Origin of the sequence: Acetobacter pasteurianus (assembly GCF_009914215.2) — a bacterium.
GTDB lineage: Bacteria > Pseudomonadota > Alphaproteobacteria > Acetobacterales > Acetobacteraceae > Acetobacter > Acetobacter pasteurianus.
This window is the reverse complement of record NZ_CP039846.2, coordinates 957,554-975,707: the sequence shown is the minus strand read 5'-3', so window position 1 is coordinate 975,707 and position 18,154 is coordinate 957,554. Positions and strand designations below refer to the sequence as shown.

Here is an 18,154-nt window from a genome sequence, read left to right as displayed (position 1 = left end):
CTGCATGAACAGGAAGCCTGAATGATTTTCCGCAAGCCTTCTGCTGCCCGTACACGCTTTTCACTGCTGGCCATAACGCTGGCCCTGTTGGGGGGAACGGCTCTTTCCCCCACATTGGCGCATGCTCAGGATGCTGCGCCGGGTATGCCATCTGCGCTTGTGCCCCCCAGCCTGAGCAGTGCGCAGGTTGTGCGTGCAACGCTTCCGAATGGCCTCAAGGTTGTAATTGTCCCTAACAGGTTGGCACCGGTTGTCACCACGGAAATCAACTATCTGGTTGGCTCGGCAGAAGTGCCAGAAGGCTTTCCCGGCACGGCACATGCGCTGGAACACATGATGTTCCGTGGCAGCAAGGGTTTGGATAAGGATCAGCTTGCAGCTATCGGTACGCGCTTGGGCGGCAGTTATAATGCAGATACAACAGAAGATGTAACGCAGTATTTCTATACAGCACAGGCGCAGGATTTGCCTGTTTTGCTGAAAATTGAAGCCCTACGCATGAACGGCTTAACCCTGTCTGAAGCAGATTGGGAAAAAGAGCGCGGCGCGATTGAGCAGGAAGTTGCGCGTGATCTTTCCAGCCCGGCTTACCGGTATCTGGAACAACTGCAGGGTATTCTGTTTGCAGGCACGCCTTACGAACACGATGCACTGGGCACACGGCCTTCCTTTGATAAAACCACCGCCGCTGATCTGAGAGATTTTTACCAGAAGTGGTATGGCCCCAACAATGCCGTGCTGGTTATTGTGGGTGACATTAACCCGGTTTCTACCTTGCAGTTGGTGCAGGATACGTTTGCCGATATCCCGCGGAAGGATCTGCCGCAGCGCCACAAGGTAACTCCGGTGGCGCCGCCTGCCAAAACGCTTACGCTTTCCACAGATTATCCGGTTGGGTTTGCAACGCTTGCATTCCCTATGGCAGGCAGCTCTTCATCAGATTTCGCAACAGCGGATATTCTGTCAGATGTGCTCTCCAGCCAACGTGGTGCTCTGTATGATCTGGTGCCACAGGGCAAGGCATTGTACGCAGGGTTTGAATACGCTCCCAAAAAAGAAGCTGGTTTTGGCTTGGCGCTTGCGGCTTTCCCCAAAGGTGCAGATGCTTCTGGCCCCATGAACGCCATGAAAGCTGTGCTGGAAAAAATCCGCAAGGAAGGCGTGCCAGCAGAATTGGTTGAAGCCGCAAAGCAGAAAGAAATTGCCCAGCTTCAGTTTTCTGCCAACTCTGTAAGTGGTCTGGCATCTATCTGGTCTAATGCACTGGCATTCCAGCATCTGGATAGCCCGGGAGATCTGGTCGCTGCTTATCAGGCGGTTACACCAAAGGCAGTGAATGATCTGGCTGCAAAGCTGCTTGATCCGACACATGCCGTGTCTGCCATTCTTACCCCAGAAGCATCTGGCAAGGCTGTTTCTGGCAAAGGCTTTGGCGGGGCGGAATCTTTTGCAACAGCTCCGGATAAGCCGGTAAAACTGCCGCAATGGGCAGAAAAAGCTCTGGCCAAACTGGAAGAACCCAAACCTACACCGCAACCTGCGGTTAGCACTTTGTCTAACGGTATCAAGCTGATTGTCTGGCCATCTCATGTCAGCCACACCATTCAGCTTTCTGGCCAAATTCGCCAGACGCCGGAATTGCAGGAACCCAAGGGCAAGGAAGGTGTGCATAGCTTAACAGAGGCTCTGTTCTCCTACGGCACAACGCAGCATGATCGTCTGGCTTTCCAGAAAGCCCTGGATGATGTGCCTGCATGGGAAGATGCAGGGGGTAACTTCTCCCTACAGGTTCTTACGCCTGATTTTGAAAAAGGCGTGAACCTGCTGGCAGAAAATGAATTGCATCCAGCATTCCCGGAAAAAGATTTTACGGTTGTACGCACACAGTTGGCGCAAGCACAGGCTGGGGAACTGGTATCTCCCGGACATCTGTTTGATAAAGCGATTAAGGCCGCAATTCTGCCGGAAACAGATCCGACACAGCGTGATGCCACGCCTGAATCTATTATGAGCATAACCCGTGATGACGTTCTGCATTATTACCAAAGTGCATGGCGCCCAGATCTGACAACTATTGTTGTAACAGGCGATATCACACCAGAAAAAGCACAGGCTGTATTAGAAAAAGCATTTGGTAGCTGGAAAGTTGAAGGACCGGCACCTGATGTTAACCTGCCTACCGTGCCGCTGAGCAAAACATCCCGTGCGACAGTGCCTGACAAAAGCAGCGTGCAGAATGATGTTGTGCTGGCAGAAACATTGGGCCTGACGGCACAAAATCCTGATCACTTCCTGCTGCAGTTGGGTAATGAAGTGCTTGGGGGCGGGTTGTTCTCCTCACGTCTGTATAGAGATATGCGGGTGAAGACAGGTTATGTTTATTCTGTAAGCAGTTCCTTTGATTGGGGGCGTACGCGCGGGGCCTATACGGTCAATTATGGTGCTGATCCAGATAAAGTTGGTAAAGCGCAGAGTGTTGTCATGAAAGACCTGAAGGCCATGCAGTCTGCACCGCCTACAGCAGAAGAACTTTCTTTGGCTAAAGCCTCACTCTTGCGGAGCTTGCCTCTTGCCAGAGCCAGCTTAAGCCGGATTGCCGCGCAGTATCTTTATTTGGAAGATCTGGATTTGCCGCTTGATAATGCAGATCGTGGGGCAAAAGCTTATTACAAGGCAACGGGAGCAGAAGTGCAGGCTGCATTCAAAAAATGGATCAGGCCGGATGATCTTGCTGTTGTTGTAAAGGGGCCTACGCCTACTTGGTAAGCAATGACATGTATTCGTAAAATTTTTATGAAGAGGGTTCTTTATGTGGATTTTACGGATACATTGTAAATCATGTTTTTCCCTCGTATTTAGAAATTGAAAAGAGTACGAGTGGGTTTGGTATCAGTATTTTCTGGACAGAAAAATAATTATGCTTGTATTAGGCCTGTCAGAAAATCATTTACGTATCGACGTGCTTGATATGCAAAACGTCACGAGGGAGTGTTGCGATGTCCGGTGAAAAAAAGCCTGTGAGTAAGGTTCGTTCTTCTCGTGTAAAAGTGGCGCGTAAAAAAGTTACGGCTCCTGCGGTGTCAGAAGTACATGAGCCAGCGGTGGCACCTCAGGTTACAGAACAAGTAGCAGCGGCTCCCGTAGCAGAGCCTACACAGGCTCCTGCGGCAGAACAAATTGCATTGGCACTTCAGTCTCAGGCGGGTATTGTGGAACAAGAAGCTGAAAAAGAACGTCGGGCCGCTATCTTTTTTGATAGCCAGTGGTACCTTAATGCTTACCCAGATATCCGTGAGGCGGGCGTGGATCCGCTAGAACACTTTCTGGATTACGGTGCAAAGGAGGGCAGAAACCCGAATGCGCTGTTTGATAGTCTTTCCTATTTGCGGGTAAATCCTGATGTGGCCGGATTTGGACCAGGGCCTTTTATCCATTACATTTGTTATGGTTTTCAGGAAGGCCGCCCACTGCGGTAGTATGCTCTAAAGTTTCAAAAAAGGGCGTATGGTTATTAAACCATACGCCCTTTTTTATTTATATTATGCGCTAGTAATTTTATACTTCTTCCACAACTTCTATGTGGGATGGGAATTCCACTTCTTTATTTTCATCTAAAATATAATAGTGGATGTTTTCTGAAACCCAATCTTCCCGGAAGTCGCAATCCTTATAAATATTACGGCATGGTGTATTATCAGGAAGATCATGGATAGACGCCGTTATACGGACATCTCCATGTTTTTCCCGAACATGGCTGACAACATCAGCAACAATGCTTTTTTCTACCTCCATACCCAAAACGCGGCAGCTCATGACAAACTGTACAATTTCGTTATTGCGTAGGTAAAGTACACTCACCAATCCATAGTTCGTGAACTTGTCCTGCACTGTTGCAACAATAACCTCTCCGCCCTCTGTAAGAAAACGAGTGAGTTCTTCAAACGTCCACCGTTTGCCAGAAGTGTTGAATTGGTTGGTTTTGTTGGTCAGTTCTAGAGCGCGTGCCAGTTCTGGTTGTTCGGTATCTGTGATGTAGGTGAGGGAAACCGTGCATTCCAAAGATGCTAAAAATTCTTCACGGTTCAGACTGGCACGTGTTTCTTCACGCGCAATTTGCCCGCGGATCATGGTTTCCCGTTGGGCAGATTCCTGTGTCAGACGGGCAACCTGTGTTTCAGGTGACCACAAAAGGATACGGCGCGTGAGATACGGGTTGCCGCCAATTGTGCGAATTTCAGGAAAAGCCGTGTTAACAGAAGCACGTTCTACTGGGTTGTCATCTACAAACACAACGCTTTTGGGCTTGATATTGAATTCCTGACAGATAGCAGCGATGTTTTCCGGCTTGGGAACCCAGTTGATTTTAACAGAGGCAAAATCTTCCAATTTGATAAACTGAGGGTTGATAATGTCATCCCACCGTTCGCGCACATAGGCTTCATCATTTTTGGAGCAAATGGCCACCAGAATACCGCGGGCGCGCAAGGTCTGTACAGTTTCCCACAAACCTACGGGCCAACCATCTGTGCGTGGCCAAGGTTGTGCTTCTGGGCGGTAATGTTCGGCTATCTGGCCGCGCCATAGAGTATTATCCAGATCAAAAATAACGGCCTTGACCTGATCTACCTGATGCACAGTGCGGTAGGCTGCAACAATTTGGCGAAAGATGGTTTTAACAAATTCTTCCCGATGAATGGGGTAAATCGTTTCCAGTGCAGGAATGGGTTCGTTGCGCTCAATCGCACCAAAATCATCCCAATCCTGAAAAGACAGACCGCCATGAGTATGGAAGTAAATGATATCATCCAGCACATACCGTTTGCCCAAGGAGGACACAACGGAATCAACATCCAGCACATAAGCATTTTTATAACTGGAAATTTTCCGGGCCAAATGCATGTTCAGGCGCCTTACCATATAGGTAAGATCTGTTTCTGTGCCTTGGGAGAGTAGGCTGGAAGCTGTGCTCATTTGTGGAGCCATGAAATTGGAGACAAATGTCAGCAATCCATGTTCGCGGTTATAAAGCAGGGCTGCATCCAGCATAACATCCAACGTGTTGAAAGCATCGTTGAGGATACTTTCTGCAACGGCCGGATCATTCAGTTGAAAGCCTTCTACCACACGATCACTTAAAACGGTGCGGAGTGGAATTTGTACATATTGCAGATCGTACTGATCGGTGGGCGCTGGCGGAGCTTTGGGTAAAATACTTACAAAGTTGTAAGGGATATAATCAAAATTGATATCCGGATAATATCCCTTAAAGGCTTCCAGATACAAAGAAGTTAAACATGAGCCAACAAGAAGAATACGATTGATCTTGCGTTCTGTTTTTTGGAGATCTGTGGGGAATAAAAAATCTGGAGATGTAAGGGGAAGATTATTTTTTGTTGTTGTAGACATAAAAGAACTCCGACAAGATAGCTCTTATTCTGTTTGGGTTTGCAATGAGGGATTACTTGTTCAGCAAGAGGGGGGATGTAAGGGGGTGAGGCCTCATTGAGGGTTTATAAAAATTTAATTCATGAAACACGTTGGGTATCTATATAGTCTCCCACTGACTTGAAAGAAAGTATTTTCAGGCAATGAGTTCATGATAAAATTGCAAAATCATAGATAGATATAATAATTTTCATGTAGAGAAATAGTTAACTCTTGTATTTTCTAGCATAAAAATTTATGTTCCGAGCAAGCATCTGTAAATAGCGATAGCATTCAAACGGAAAATGCAATGGTAAGTTTGACCGCCTGGAATAAAAAAGATATAAAATCAATAATTGATTCGGGAAAATTCGATATTGAATTTTATCTTAAAGAAAATCCCGATGTAAAAAAATCTGGTCTTGATCCAATTATACATTATGTTCTTTACGGTGTGCATGAAAACCGTAATCCTAATGATAATTTCAATACAGAAATATATTATAACCTTTATAAAAATGTTATCGGGAAAAACGAAAACCCGTTTGCACATTATATCAGAAATAATGACCATCTATTTTTCTTTGAAAAAGGTCTGTTGCAAGAATATTCTTATGTTTCCATTACGAATGCTCTCAACAGATTAAAGAAATATCCGTTCTTTAACGAAGATGATTACGTGCGTATGAACAGCGATGTTTCATCCGCAAGTATGCCAACGGCCCGCCATGCGTTGCTGTATGGTATTGGTGAAGGGCGAGAAATTTTTTCCAAGCGCTCAATTGTTCGCTTTTTGGGGAATGAGTGTAAGCACGATATTAATTACAAGATTACCGATAAGGTTTACGGCAAGAACTTTCCTAAAACGATTGGGGTATTTTACCATTCCGAAGGTAATTCCTTTATTCAGGAACTGGCAGAGTGCCTCAGCGACTATCTGTGTGATGCCGGCCTGAATTCCAAGGTACTTACTGAAAAAACGCCAGAAGAAGAAACCCCTGAGCTTTGCATTTTCTGTGCTCCGCATGAATTCTTCTTTTTGGATGGAAACGAAATCTGGAAGCGTGATGAGATTATTAGAAAATCCATCATGTTTAATACAGAACAACCTCAGACACTCTGGTTTACACGTGGGATCCTCTACATTCTCATGTCTGCTGGGGTGATGGATCTGTGTTATCAGAACCTCAAATCCTTTTCTGATGTCGGGCTGCCGGTTTTCCACTTTGATCCACCGGTAAAAATAGAAGCTTGCAAGCTTACCGATGCAGACAGAAAGCATCCGTTGTTCCGTATTTTGCCAGAGGGGGCCAAAACAGGTTCCTCTCCCTTCCGGCCGATTGTCGAACGCGATATTGATGTCAGCTTTTTTGGGAATGCTTCCCGCAAGCGTGAAAAATTCTTTTCGCGTTCAGCGGCCTTCTTTTCCAACTATCAGTGCTTCTTCTATTACCGCAAGGCGGATGGGCCCATTCCGTCCTCCGGTATGTACGATATTCTTTCACGCCTCCCGCGCTATGTCGCAGAAAATTCCAAGGTGGCGTTAAACATTCATCGTGATGATAATTGCTTTTTTGAATGGCATCGGATTGTCAAACAGGGCATGGCTTCCGGCACCATTGTTGTTACAGAAGAATGTTTCCCGCATCCGCTGTATAAGGCAGGTGAGCATTTCTTGGCGGAAACGCCGCGGCATATGCCCAATCTGGTAGAATGGTTGATCAAGACGGAAGATGGGCAAAAAGAGGCCGCCAGAATTCAGCAGAATATTTTTGATGTTCTGCAAGATGAAAAAATATTCAATTCCAAGAATATCGATCTCAAAAATTACATTTCTGCTGTGTGGAGCACTGTGAAATGAGCGTTATCAAGCCATGGGACCCCAGCCCGGAAGTTATTTTTTCCTATAAGAAAAAATCTCGGAAACCTAAAAACCTGATTACGGTCTGCGTTACCAACTTCAATTATGCTTCTGTTATTGAAGAGTGCCTGGATAGCATTGCAGATCAAACGCATGCTGATCTGGAAATTGTGGTTGTTGATGACTGCTCCCAGCGTGATGATTCCGTTGATGTGATTGCGGAATGGATGGAAGAAAACAAGCAGCGTTTTTATAGCCTGCAGTGTTTGACCAACCCGCGTAATCAGGGGCCATCGTTTTCGCGCAATATGGCGTTTGAACATGCGCAATCAGAGTATGTGTTTATTATCGATGCCGATAATACTATTTACCCAACTGCACTTGAAAAAATCTACACAGCCCTTGTGCAGGGTAAGTTTCCAGCGGTTTATACCCAGATTGAAGAGTTTGGAGATCGCAAAGGTATTGGCCATGCCGATATCTGGGATGCCGCACGCATGCGCAAGAACAACTATGTGGATGTGATGGCGCTTATCCGCAAAAGCGCATGGGAAAAGGTTGGTGGTTTCTCGCACATTGAGGAAGGCTGGGAAGATTATGATTTCTGGCTGAAGTTTATTGATGCAGGGCTGGAGCCCGGATACCTGCCAGAAATTCTGTGTCGCTACCGTGTGCATAATTCTTCACGCACAGCAACGGAAGCATTGGCCGCACATTATGATCTGGAATTGGTGATGGAGTTCCGTCATCCAGATCTGGTTGAGTAATCAGATTTTCCAGATACGGTGTTATAAAAAAGAGCGGATGAAAGTCCGCTCTTTTTTATTTTCAATATGCAACGGTTAAAACACACTATTAAATGCAACTTGGGGTGAAACCGAAAACCCGGTGTTATGGCCAGCAAAATAGGTTGAAACACCTGCAATCACCCCAAAACGGGGAGACCAGTTGTATTCAACAGCAGGGGCTATCAACCAGTCTCCTGAAGAGCTGTTAATGCGGTCTATGCGTTCTATTTTGCCGCTTGTAGGCGTGCGGCCTTTAATGTGAGATCCATCGGCCCAGTCTCGCGCCAGATCCATGGCCAAAACCCATTTCTGGTTGATGCCAAATTCCAGAGAAAACCCGCTTTCCCCATACATGCCGGGTTGTGCTGTGCCACGGAACCCAACCTCTGTACCGTAACTGCTGACATTATGCAGATGTGCGGTTGTAAGCGCGCGGCGGAAGGTGCCCCACATTCGCAAGCGCAATTCATGCTGCCCCGGCAGGGTGTAAGTGGATTGTTCCGTAAAAGCTAAGCGGAACGTATAAACGCCAGAACCAACGCCATCTTCAGCCCGGCCCAGTCTCTGATAATTGCCGGTAGGAAAACCAACCCCGGCAAATACACTGAGCGCTGGAATATAGCGTGCAGGATCTGCATCCAGATAACGCCACATTAAATCAACAGGCAGATCTCCAAATTTAAGCCCGCTACTGGTGCCAGCTTTCTTCTTCCACAAGTAACTGATGGTAGGGGTGACCTGAATACTGATGGAATCAGTGATGGAGTATTTATACAGCGTAAAATTGGAAACAGATTGCTGACGAGGGTGGAGCGGGTGGCTATTGCCGTTTGCATCCAGATACCCCACCGGCAGATTGTAGCTGACGTAAGGTTCCCACGCGAACACACCAGCTTTGGAAAGCGCACCAGAAGGCGAAACAAGAGACCCCGTATACCATTGCGGGCGTGCTTCCCCCGGAGCTTGAGATCCGGCAGCGGCACTGTTGCCTGTATCTGCGGCATGGGCTGTGGAAAGGCCGACAGAAAGCAACAATGTGCCTACCAGAGAGCGACAAACAGCAGGACAACACTTAACGCCCGCGCGCGGCTGGAGGGAGGAAAACACACTGGCTGCCTGAATCATGATCTGTCTGACCCTTCATGGGGAACCAAAAAATCTTCCGTCAACACAACAGAAGGAACGGTTTGTGGCACGGCGTCATGTTCCGGAGCGGAGCGCATGCGGCGCCAGCCCCATGCCAGCGCCAAAGTCAGCAGGGGAATGGCGCATATCGTTGCCGTTCCGGTTGGGTAATCAAACGCCATCAGCCCAACGATGCCAATAAAGAAGGCGAGAGCCAGCCACGAAGTGAAAGGCGCTCCCGGCATCGGGAAAGAGGTTGGAGCAATTTCTCCGCGGCGGATTTTTTTGCGCAGTTGGATCTGGCACAGCACAATAAAACACCACGTGCTGAGAATACCCAGTGAGGCCAAACTGAGCATAATTTCAAAAATCTGGCTGGGGATGAAGTAATTCAACACCACGCCCACCAGATAGATGGCCACGGTGGAAAGAATGGCCGCAGAAGGCACAGCCTGTTTGTTCATGCGGGCCAAATAACGTGGGGCAGCGCCATCCAGCGCCAATGCACGCAACACGCGGCCAGTAGAATAGAGGCCAGAGTTCAGGCTGGAGAGAGCTGCTGTGAGCACCACAACGTTCATCACACTGTCTATGCCTGGCACACCTAACTTAGAGAGGAAGGTAACAAAGGGGCTGACACCTGCTTGATACGTGTTCCACGGTAGCAGCAGCACAAGCAGCGTAATGGTGCCTACGTAAAAAATGGCAATACGCCAGATAACGTTGTTAATGGCTTGCGGCAGAACGGATTTAACATCCTCACATTCCCCCGCTGCGGTGCCAATCAGCTCAATACTGGCATAGGCAAACACAACGCCTTGCACCAATACCAGTGCCGGCAAAAAGCCGTGGGGAAACATGCCGCCATTTTCGGTAATCAGATGCAGCCCGGTTGCGTGCCCATCTACGGGGTAGCGCAAGGCCAGAATAACCAGCGCGATGACCAGAAATCCGCCCAAGGCCAGCACTTTGACCAAGGAAAGCCAGAACTCCAGTTCCCCAAACCATTTTACGCCGGTCAGGTTCATGCCGGTTATCAGCACAAGGGCTAGCAGGGCAAAAAGCCATTGCGGTACGCTGGAAAAAACAGGCCAAAAACGCATGTAAAGCGCCACGGCTGTAATATCCACAATGCCTGTTACGGCCCAGTTAAAAAAGGCCATAGTGCCGGCAATATAAGAGGCTTTGGGGCCTAAAAATTCCCGCGTGTAGGAAACAAAGCTGCCACTGGTGGGGCGGTACATCACCAACTCCCCCAGTGCACGCAGCATCAGAAAAGCAAAAACACCACACACCAGATAAACCAAGGCGAGAGATGGCCCGACTGCCTGCAGGCGGGAGCCAGCCCCTAGAAATAACCCGGTGCCGATAGCCCCGCCCAGCGAGATCATTTGGATTTGTCGCTTACCCAAACCACGATGGTATCCATCTTCAGTGCGTGCGCCTGCATTGGCAGGTGTATGCCCGTCTGAGGTGGGGGAAGCAGTCATCTCGTCAACCTTGATTACAAAATTATGTCACAACCGATTGGTATCGGGTGCATTGGATTTTGCAGGTTGTAAAGATGAAACCGTTAAATAATCGCAATTAAATACGAATATCGAGTAAGAATCGAACTGAATCGTATAAGGAATATGCAAAATCCAAATCAATATCACAGATAATAAATATATATTTTTTGTTTTGGTATAGAAATAAATTAAATATAAGTACTATGATTTAGGATAAAAACTTTATTTATTTATTATCTATGAAAGTAAAGAGAGCTGCGTGGCAGCTTCCTGATCTTGCGGGTTTAAAAGAGTTGAAAGGGTAATGCCTAAAAGTCTTACTGGCGCGCGCACTGGCAACAATGGCGCAAGTAACCGGCACGCCATTTCGGCCAGAATTTCCTCATCTTGCACCGGATCAGCTAAGGAGAGGCTGCGCGTGCATTGGTCAAAATCTGTATAGCGTAATTTGAGGGTAATCGTGCGGCCTGTCAGGTTCCGTTTCTGGCATCCGGCCCATACTTTGTTAGCCAGTTCACGCAACGCTGCATGTAATTCGGCTGGAGTGCGCAAATCCTGCTCGAATGTGACTTCCTTGCCGAGCGATTTGCGCGGCCTGTTTGGTTCTACCGGCCGATCATCTTTGCCGCGGGCAATGCCATAATAAAAAGCTGCTGCCTTGCCAAAATGCTGGCGCAAAATATCCAATGAAAAGCGCCGTAAATCTGCCCCTGTATGAATGCCCAGTGTGTGCATCCGCCGGGCTGTGGCAGGTCCTACGCCATGAAAAGCATTTACGGGCAGGCTGGCCACAAAATCTTCCCCCCGGTTGGGCGGAATAACAAATTGTCCATTGGGCTTGCGGTAATCTGAGGCCAGCTTGGCCAGAAATTTGTTGTAAGACACACCAGCCGAGGCCGTAAGCCCTGTTTCACGCAAAATGGCAGCACGTATTTCTTCCGCAATGGCTGTGGCAGAAGGGCGGGGCAGGAGCGGATGCGTCACATCCAAATAGGCTTCATCTAACGAAAGAGGCTGAATAAGGGGCGTATAACGCGCGAAAATAGCGTGAATCTGGGCAGAAACAGCACGGTAAACATCAAAACGCGGTGGCACAAAAATAAGGTGTGGGCATTTGCGCTGCGCCTGAACCGATGGCATGGCAGAACGTACGCCAAATTTTCGGGCTTCATAGCTGGCGGCGGCAACCACACCGCGTTCCTGGCATCGGCCTACCGCTACAGGCTGGCCTTTAAGCGCTGGATTGTCCCGTTGTTCAACAGATGCATAAAAAGCATCCATATCAATATGGATAATGCGGCGTACAACTGCTGTCATCACCTAGCTATGCTAGCAGAAGACGGCTCAAAAAGGAACAAACAGAAAACAAACCCGGCTGAAAATTCTGCCAACCGAGTTTGTAAATTGAAACATCAGGCGGCTTTCATTGTGCCCTGAAGCTGGTTCCATTGGGCAATGTTGTGCTGGACATCCTTAACAAAAGCAGAACGGCGGATACCGTTTAGAAAGAGGTTTTGCACAATCCTACCCATGCCTTTGGTCGGCCGCCGGATCTGCATCAACAGCACGATGCGTGTGTCTGATGTATTGTTGTGCACATCATGCTGGTACGTATCATCAAACAGCAGGCACTGCCCATTGTGCCACACCAGTTTTTGGCCTGCGACACGAATCCAGCAGTCATTGGCATTGCGAGGCACGGAAATTCCCAAATGGCAGGTTATCAATCCTTTGGTTACGCCATAGTGTGGGGGAATAACGGCACCGGGTTCCAGCACCGAGAAAAAGGCGGAATTCAAATCTGGAATACGAGAAATAAGTTCTGCCGTTTTAGGCATGCGCGCGCAGTTTTCCGGAACTTTCACGCCATAGCCGTACAGGAAAAAGGATTTCCACCGTGTATCTGGAGCAATGCGCGTGTGATCAGGAGAAAGAGCCCGTAACGGCGGAATAGCTGTTCCCGCAGCATTCAGGGTATGAAATTCGCGGGCAATATCCTGCCAGTAACGCTGTAGAATCTGGGTCCACGGAAAAATGTCCGGATCTAACACCGGCGTATTGGGAATGAAAGAATCCCGCGCAATGAGCTTGTTAAAAACCGGGCGCAGGGCTTTTCCGATCCGTATGAGGAATGGGCGCTTGTTGGGCTGAGAAGATGGCAGATCTTTCATGGTTTCTATCTGTGTTTTTGCTTGGGGAAGCGCGAACAAAAGAGACCTGCCTTGCCACAGAACTTTCAAGAAAACGGCGCAGAAGGTCTCGCCTTACAAGTAAGGGAAAAACGCTTCCTGAGATTCAGTGTCACGTTTTTCCTTAGAAAAAATTATTATCCTGATCAAGATACCGGAAACCCTTGCGAGTGCTGATATTTTGAGGAGGCCCGTTCCTGCCAGTGCGCCACCATTTGTCTAGGTTGCATGTCCAGATCATGCCAGCGGGCGAGAGAAAGTGCTGCCGTGGCCGGGTAAGCCCCATAAGCGGATGGGCGTTCCGATACCTTGGTGGGCACAACACGGCTGGAACTGTGAGAGAGCCAGTATCCCGCTCCGGCAAGGCAAGCCCCCAGTGTTGTAATGGCAGAAGCAAGACGTGCACGCAGTCCAGCAAAAGGCACAAGTGGCTGAAGCAGGGTGTCCATATCTGTATTGCGCTCATTCTGCGCGGCTTCAGTTGCCAATAAAAGACGATACTCTGTGCTGGTGACAGACAGAGCGCAGCCAACCCGAATATCCAGTGCAGGCATTTCCAGCGCGGCCATATCTGTCAGCGCATCATGAAAGGTTTGTGCAACAGCCAGAAACTCCTGCCTGAAGCAGGGTAGAAACAGGCCGCCCGATGGCCCGGTTGTGGGCGTGTGGGGGTTTGTTTGTATTCCTGCAAGGCGGCGAATGGTCCAAAGTGTCAGCCGTTCGCTGCAGGCAAGATCCGTCAGGTAAACAGGTGAACGTGTCATGGCGCATTCCTGAAGGCAGAAGCCTTCATCCTTTGTGTGGCATGTGTGCGATAACTCTATTTAGATGAGAATAATTCTCATTATCAAGATAAAAATGCATCAACTTTTCTCACGCTTGTGTGGTGGCTCTGTTTTTTCTGCTTTTCTTGAGGCTGGGCTTGGGGCAGTACACAAGGCATGTCTGTGCTTGCCTCACTCTCTCTTCCGTTCCTGCGCCGGTTAGATCCGGAACAGGCCCATGAACTGGCTTTGGATGCCCTGACGCTGGGCGTATCCGTACCCATAAAGCGGCCCAAGGATGATCCTGCCCTTGCCACGCGCGCGCTGGGTATGCGGTTTTCCAACCCCATCGGCATTGCCGCTGGGTTTGATAAGAACGCTCGTGTTCTGCGCCCCTTGGCGCAATTGGGATTCGGGTTTGTAGAAGCCGGAACCGTTACGCCACGCCCGCAGGCTGGCAACCCCAAGCCCCGGCTTTTCCGCCTTACGGAAGACCGGGCGGTTATCAACCGCATGGGCTTTAATAACCAGGGGATCGACAAGTTTGCCGTGCGTCTGGCGCGTCTGTCCCGCCCGTTGCCATCAGGCCGGGGCGGTGGGGCCGGGGCACCGGTAGGTGCCAATATCGGCATTAACAAAACCGGCGCAGACCCGGAGCGTGATTATCCAGAACTGGTGGCCCGCGTTAAGCCATACGTGAATTACATTGTGCTGAATGTTTCTTCCCCCAACACGCCGGGCCTGCGTGGTTTGCAGGATGCTGCCCGCCTGCGAGGGATTCTGGATGCTATTTCGGCCCGCCATGCAGAACGACCACCGTTGCTGATTAAGCTGGCACCAGATCTGGAAGATGATGCCATTGGCCCGATTGTAGAAGCTGCCGTAGCTGGTGGCGCACAGGGGCTGATTGTTACCAACACCACGCTGGCACGCCCCGATTCCCTGCAAAGCCCGTATCGCACAGAAGCCGGAGGTCTTTCTGGCCGTCCGCTCAAACCACGCGCAACGGAAATGCTGCGTCTGGTTGCGCAGGCTGCGGCTGGCCGTCTGGCATTGGTGGCTTGTGGTGGCATTGAAAGCGGGGAAGACATTCTGACCCGAATCCGCCTTGGGGCTGATCTGGTGCAGGTTTACACAGCATTTGCTTATGAAGGCCCCGCACTGGTTGGGCGGTTAAAGCGTGAAATGCAGCACATCATGCGTGCGCAGGGCATTGAAACGCTGGATGATATTCGGGGTAAGGATTTATGACAGCGCAACAAACTGTAGAAGATATGCAGCAGATTACAGGCCTTGCCGCGCTGGCAGATCAGTACGATGGCTACATTATAGATCTATGGGGCACGGTGCATGACGGTGTGCAGCCGTATCCCGGTGCTGTGGAATGTTTGCAGGCCCTGCGTGCATCGGGCAAAAAAATTGTCATGCTTTCCAATGCGCCTCGTCCGGCAGATGTGGTGTGCGCGCAGCTTGAAGCCTTTGGCATTTCCCGTGAACTGCATGATGGCGTGATGACAAGCGGTGAAGAAACCCGCCGCTTGTTAAAAGCGCGAACAGACCCCTGGTTTGCCAATCTTGGTCCCAAAGTGCTGCATATTGGCGGCACGCATGATCTGGGCCTGTATGATGGGTTGGACGTGCAGCGCGTGGCGCAGCCTGCCGATGCTGATTTTATCATGAACACCGGGCCAGATGCTGAACGCGGCGTGGGGTCGCTAGACCCGTATCTGCCAGAACTGCGTGCCTGTCTGGAACGGGGCCTGCCAATGGTATGCGCCAACCCGGATATGGTGGTGGTAAAAGGCGGTAAACGGCAGATTTGTGCGGGTGCACTTGCTGCCTTTTATGCAGAACAGGGCGGCAAGGTGAGCTGGATTGGTAAGCCATACCCCCGTGTGTACGAACCTGTTTTTGAGATGCTGAATGTGCCACGCCAGCGTATTTTGGCCATTGGCGATGCACTGGCCACCGATATGCGCGGTGCTTCTGCTGTAGATGTGGCCGGGCTGTGGATTCTGGGTGGTATCCATCAGGAAATGATTGGGGATGATATCCAGTTGGCAAAAGAAGAAGCCAAGGCCGCAGGTTTGGCTCCGGTTGCCGCTATTAAAAGGTTGGTGTGGTGAGCGCGCAGCCGACTTTACCAGCAGTAGGATGTGGCGCAGCCATTCTGAATAATGCTGGCCAGATTCTGCTGATACGTCGCCTTAAACAGCCAGAAGCAGGCTGTTGGGGCTTGCCGGGCGGTAAGGTTGATCCGTTTGAAACCGTACCTGCAGCCGTTATCCGTGAAGTGCAGGAAGAAACCGGCTTAGTCGTGCAGTTGGGTGCTTTGCTTTGCGTGGTGGATCAGATTGATCCGGCAGCTGGCGCACATTGGGTTGCCCCTGTTTACACGGTGCAGCAGTACACCGGGCAGCCCCATATCTGCGAGCCACATAAGCATGATGGGCTGGAATGGTTTGCGCTGGATGCGCTGCCTCAATCCCTTACTATTGCCACACAGCAAGCTGTGGCTGCTTTGAAAGATCAGGCCTCCTAAAACAGCGCCACAAACGTGCTGCCTGATTTAAAAATCAGGCAGTGTCTGGGCCAGCAAGCCCCCTTGGCGCAGAGGAGCCACACGGCGGGCAAGGCCGGTGGCATCTTCTGTTTCCACCATAATTCCGCATATTGTGGCTTCGCCTTCAGCGGGTTGCAGGCGTTCGCCCGGCATTTTGCGCACAAAGCGCGTGACTGCGGGTTCCTTGGTCATGCCAATAACGCTGTCGTAATCCCCGCACATGCCTGCATCTGTCTGAAACGCGGTGCCGCCTGCCAGAATCCGGTGGTCTGCCGTGGGGGTATGCGTATGCGTGCCCACTACCAAAGAAACGCGGCCATCCAGCATGTGGCCCATAGCCCACTTTTCGCTCGTGGCTTCTGCATGCACATCCACAATAGCCGCTTGTATGGTGGTGCCAAGACGATGCTTGTTCAGCAGTTCATTCATGCACCGGAATGGGTCATCCAGCGGGTCCATAAACAAACGGCCCATGACGTTGACCACAAGGGCTTTGCGGCCATCTGCCAATTCTACCACCACACTGCCTTGGCCGGGCGTGCCGGGGGGATAGTTGAGTGGGCGCACAATGCGGGGTTCGGAGGTAATGTGCCCAATCAGATCGCGCCTGTCCCACGCATGGTTGCCAAGGGTAAGAACATCTACGCCGCCTTGCAGCAGGGATGTTGCAATAGCGGGGGAAAGGCCAAAGCCGTGGCTGGCGTTTTCGGCATTTACTACAACCAGATCCAGCGCCAGTTTTTCACGCAGGGCGGGCAGGCGGCTTAAAACGGCTTCGCGGCCCGTGCGGCCAACAATATCACCCAGAAAAAGGAGTCTCACGCCAAGGGTTTCCTGTGTTTGCAGTTAGTCAAAACGGAGAATCTCCTTTTCAGTCACAATACAGGAAAGTGGCCTGTCATACGGGCCAGCAGGCAGACTGTCTAATTCCTGGCAGGATGGTGTATACCCAATGCTAAGGGCATCGGGCATGGCGGCCAGAGTACGATCATAATATCCGCCGCCATATCCTAGCCGGTTGCCTGTGCGGTCAAATCCTAGCAATGGCACCAATATGATGGCGGGTTGCAGCACCGGGCCATCTGGAAATTCTGTGCCAAACCGGCCTTGCATCATGGAGGTATGGGGCGTCCAGCGCCGAAAAATAAGGGGCTGTCCACGTGGTGGTGTTTCAGGCAGGACCATGGTTGCGCCTGCATCCACTAATGTGTGGCACAGCGGGCATAAGTTCACTTCATGCGGCAGAGGCCACACGCCAGCAACAACGGCAGGCAGCAGGGGGCGCAGAAGCGTATGCAAATGGGTGAGGATACCGCTGTCCAGCGCCTCATCACGCGCCTTTAGCGTAGCCATGCAGTGCTGGCGCAATTCTTTTTTGCGTGCGGCAACAGCAGGCGGATCACCTTGTGGGGAAGAAATGTGCGGAGCCACCATGAACCGTGGGTCTTTCAACCTCCAGGACCTGCGAGTGCAGGTGGGCGCCGGATAATGTGACCAGGGCCACAACAGAGCCAGCTCCCTAGGAAGTGCTTATCGGCCCAGGGGATGACTTGCCTCACGCGTTGGGCAGCCCCGCCTCATCTATGTAGGCGCGCTCAAGCTCCGCTGCAAGAGATTCCGCACGTTCGGCCAAATCTGCCAAACGGCTGGCTGTCAAAGCCTGCTCTGCCCGCAGGCGTTCGGCATCTTTTGCAGCTTGTATGGTGGCATCTGGCACGCGGCTGCCAGAAAGATCCTGTATCTCATCCGCCATTAAAAGGGCGGCCAGCACCAGCACCCGGGCATCTCCACTAAAGCCCATGTCCCGCACGCGCTGCACGCGGCGTTCCACCTGCTGGGCCATGGCCTGAACGTGGCGTTCCTGCCCGTTATCGCACCCTACCGTATAGCTGTGGCCGTTAATCCGAACCGAAACAAGTGCCATGCTCT

General features: G+C 50.5%; 15 protein-coding genes, 1 other RNA gene and 1 pseudogene. 7 read left to right on the top strand and 10 right to left on the bottom strand.

What is annotated here, in order from left to right; genetic code table 11:
* Positions 1 to 21 precede the first annotated feature (21 nt).
* Both FCN51_RS18000 and FCN51_RS17995 read left to right on the top strand, forming a co-directional pair.
* On the top strand, positions 22 to 2,766 hold the full coding sequence (locus tag FCN51_RS18000) for a M16 family metallopeptidase (RefSeq protein ID WP_160256518.1): 2,745 nt from the start codon (positions 22 to 24) through the stop codon (positions 2,764 to 2,766).
* Between the two features lie 230 nt (positions 2,767 to 2,996).
* Positions 2,997 to 3,476 (top strand): hypothetical protein, encoded by a 480-nt coding sequence (locus tag FCN51_RS17995; RefSeq protein ID WP_003624791.1) that lies wholly within the window; start codon positions 2,997 to 2,999, stop codon positions 3,474 to 3,476.
* 79 nt (positions 3,477 to 3,555) lie between these two features.
* Here the strand turns inward: FCN51_RS17995 and FCN51_RS17990 are convergent, their stop codons facing one another.
* Positions 3,556 to 5,406: an HAD-IIIC family phosphatase gene (locus FCN51_RS17990; RefSeq protein WP_003624788.1), complete on the bottom strand. Its 1,851-nt coding sequence runs from the start codon at positions 5,404 to 5,406 to the stop codon at positions 3,556 to 3,558.
* Between the two features lie 703 nt (positions 5,407 to 6,109).
* Here FCN51_RS17990 and FCN51_RS17985 point away from each other — a divergent pair.
* Both FCN51_RS17985 and FCN51_RS17980 read left to right on the top strand, forming a co-directional pair.
* Positions 6,110 to 7,285 carry a CgeB family protein gene (locus FCN51_RS17985; protein WP_236661379.1) on the top strand — a complete coding sequence of 392 codons (1,176 nt, stop codon included), beginning with the start codon at positions 6,110 to 6,112 and terminating at the stop codon, positions 7,283 to 7,285.
* On the top strand, positions 7,282 to 8,052 hold the full coding sequence (locus tag FCN51_RS17980; RefSeq protein WP_003624784.1) for a glycosyltransferase family 2 protein: 771 nt from the start codon (positions 7,282 to 7,284) through the stop codon (positions 8,050 to 8,052). Before FCN51_RS17985 ends, FCN51_RS17980 begins: the two co-directional genes overlap by 4 nt.
* A gap of 75 nt (positions 8,053 to 8,127) precedes the next feature.
* Here FCN51_RS17980 and FCN51_RS17975 read toward each other — a convergent pair whose 3' ends face one another.
* The 5 genes from FCN51_RS17975 to FCN51_RS17955 all read right to left on the bottom strand — a co-directional run bounded on the left by FCN51_RS17975 (position 8,128) and on the right by FCN51_RS17955 (position 13,662).
* Complete coding sequence (locus FCN51_RS17975) at positions 8,128 to 9,198, bottom strand: hypothetical protein (protein ID WP_003630894.1); 1,071 nt, start codon at positions 9,196 to 9,198, stop codon at positions 8,128 to 8,130.
* Positions 9,195 to 10,688 carry an amino acid permease gene (locus tag FCN51_RS17970; protein WP_160256517.1) on the bottom strand — a complete coding sequence of 498 codons (1,494 nt, stop codon included), beginning with the start codon at positions 10,686 to 10,688 and terminating at the stop codon, positions 9,195 to 9,197. The genes FCN51_RS17975 and FCN51_RS17970 overlap by 4 nt, the downstream gene beginning before the upstream one ends.
* Before the next feature lie 258 nt (positions 10,689 to 10,946).
* Positions 10,947 to 12,026: a DNA polymerase IV gene (gene dinB / locus FCN51_RS17965; protein WP_124294935.1), complete on the bottom strand. Its 1,080-nt coding sequence runs from the start codon at positions 12,024 to 12,026 to the stop codon at positions 10,947 to 10,949.
* Positions 12,027 to 12,121: 95 nt separating this feature from the next.
* On the bottom strand, positions 12,122 to 12,880 hold the full coding sequence (locus tag FCN51_RS17960; RefSeq protein WP_160256516.1) for an aspartyl/asparaginyl beta-hydroxylase domain-containing protein: 759 nt from the start codon (positions 12,878 to 12,880) through the stop codon (positions 12,122 to 12,124).
* 164 nt (positions 12,881 to 13,044) lie between these two features.
* Positions 13,045 to 13,662 (bottom strand): hypothetical protein, encoded by a 618-nt coding sequence (locus FCN51_RS17955; protein WP_160256515.1) that lies wholly within the window; start codon positions 13,660 to 13,662, stop codon positions 13,045 to 13,047.
* 177 nt (positions 13,663 to 13,839) lie between these two features.
* On the opposite strand from FCN51_RS17955, the gene FCN51_RS17950 reads away from it, so the two are divergent.
* From FCN51_RS17950 to FCN51_RS17940, 3 genes are read left to right on the top strand one after another with little or no spacing between them, the layout of a single operon-like run.
* Complete coding sequence (locus FCN51_RS17950) at positions 13,840 to 14,913, top strand: quinone-dependent dihydroorotate dehydrogenase (RefSeq protein ID WP_124294938.1); 1,074 nt, start codon at positions 13,840 to 13,842, stop codon at positions 14,911 to 14,913.
* Positions 14,910 to 15,788, top strand: a complete 879-nt coding sequence (locus FCN51_RS17945; RefSeq protein WP_012812381.1) for a TIGR01459 family HAD-type hydrolase — start codon at positions 14,910 to 14,912, stop codon at positions 15,786 to 15,788. The genes FCN51_RS17950 and FCN51_RS17945 overlap by 4 nt, the downstream gene beginning before the upstream one ends.
* Positions 15,782 to 16,204 (top strand): NUDIX hydrolase, encoded by a 423-nt coding sequence (locus FCN51_RS17940; RefSeq protein WP_201762606.1) that lies wholly within the window; start codon positions 15,782 to 15,784, stop codon positions 16,202 to 16,204. Before FCN51_RS17945 ends, FCN51_RS17940 begins: the two co-directional genes overlap by 7 nt.
* A gap of 27 nt (positions 16,205 to 16,231) precedes the next feature.
* Here the strand turns inward: FCN51_RS17940 and FCN51_RS17935 are convergent, their stop codons facing one another.
* The 4 genes and pseudogenes from FCN51_RS17935 to FCN51_RS17920 form a co-directional block, all read right to left on the bottom strand.
* Positions 16,232 to 17,047, bottom strand: a complete 816-nt coding sequence (locus tag FCN51_RS17935) for a TIGR00282 family metallophosphoesterase (protein ID WP_003624765.1) — start codon at positions 17,045 to 17,047, stop codon at positions 16,232 to 16,234.
* 24 nt (positions 17,048 to 17,071) lie between these two features.
* Positions 17,072 to 17,659, bottom strand: a complete 588-nt coding sequence (locus FCN51_RS17930; protein ID WP_160256513.1) for a 5-formyltetrahydrofolate cyclo-ligase — start codon at positions 17,657 to 17,659, stop codon at positions 17,072 to 17,074.
* A non-coding RNA gene (gene ssrS / locus FCN51_RS17925) (6S RNA) lies at positions 17,646 to 17,801 on the bottom strand. The genes FCN51_RS17930 and ssrS overlap by 14 nt, the downstream gene beginning before the upstream one ends.
* Before the next feature lie 21 nt (positions 17,802 to 17,822).
* A pseudogene (locus FCN51_RS17920) lies at positions 17,823 to 18,149 on the bottom strand (cell division protein ZapA); the annotation flags it as partial.
* Positions 18,150 to 18,154 lie beyond the last annotated feature (5 nt).

Bases quoted from the DNA above. Each gene is read 5' to 3' on its own strand.
- FCN51_RS17950 (WP_124294938.1), top strand. From the start codon at position 13,840: ATGTCTGTGCTTGCCTCACTCTCTCTTCCGTTCCTGCGCCGGTTAGAT.
- FCN51_RS18000 (WP_160256518.1), top strand. From the start codon at position 22: ATGATTTTCCGCAAGCCTTCTGCTGCCCGTACACGCTTTTCACTGCTG.
- FCN51_RS17980 (WP_003624784.1), top strand. From the start codon at position 7,282: ATGAGCGTTATCAAGCCATGGGACCCCAGCCCGGAAGTTATTTTTTCC.
- FCN51_RS17995 (WP_003624791.1), top strand. From the start codon at position 2,997: ATGTCCGGTGAAAAAAAGCCTGTGAGTAAGGTTCGTTCTTCTCGTGTA.
- FCN51_RS17975 (WP_003630894.1), bottom strand. From the start codon at position 9,198: ATGATTCAGGCAGCCAGTGTGTTTTCCTCCCTCCAGCCGCGCGCGGGC.
- FCN51_RS17970 (WP_160256517.1), bottom strand. From the start codon at position 10,688: ATGACTGCTTCCCCCACCTCAGACGGGCATACACCTGCCAATGCAGGC.
- FCN51_RS17985 (WP_236661379.1), top strand. From the start codon at position 6,110: ATGAACAGCGATGTTTCATCCGCAAGTATGCCAACGGCCCGCCATGCG.
- FCN51_RS17930 (WP_160256513.1), bottom strand. From the start codon at position 17,659: ATGGTGGCTCCGCACATTTCTTCCCCACAAGGTGATCCGCCTGCTGTT.
- FCN51_RS17955 (WP_160256515.1), bottom strand. From the start codon at position 13,662: ATGACACGTTCACCTGTTTACCTGACGGATCTTGCCTGCAGCGAACGG.
- dinB (WP_124294935.1), bottom strand. From the start codon at position 12,026: ATGACAGCAGTTGTACGCCGCATTATCCATATTGATATGGATGCTTTT.
- FCN51_RS17945 (WP_012812381.1), top strand. From the start codon at position 14,910: ATGACAGCGCAACAAACTGTAGAAGATATGCAGCAGATTACAGGCCTT.
- FCN51_RS17960 (WP_160256516.1), bottom strand. From the start codon at position 12,880: ATGAAAGATCTGCCATCTTCTCAGCCCAACAAGCGCCCATTCCTCATA.
- FCN51_RS17990 (WP_003624788.1), bottom strand. From the start codon at position 5,406: ATGTCTACAACAACAAAAAATAATCTTCCCCTTACATCTCCAGATTTT.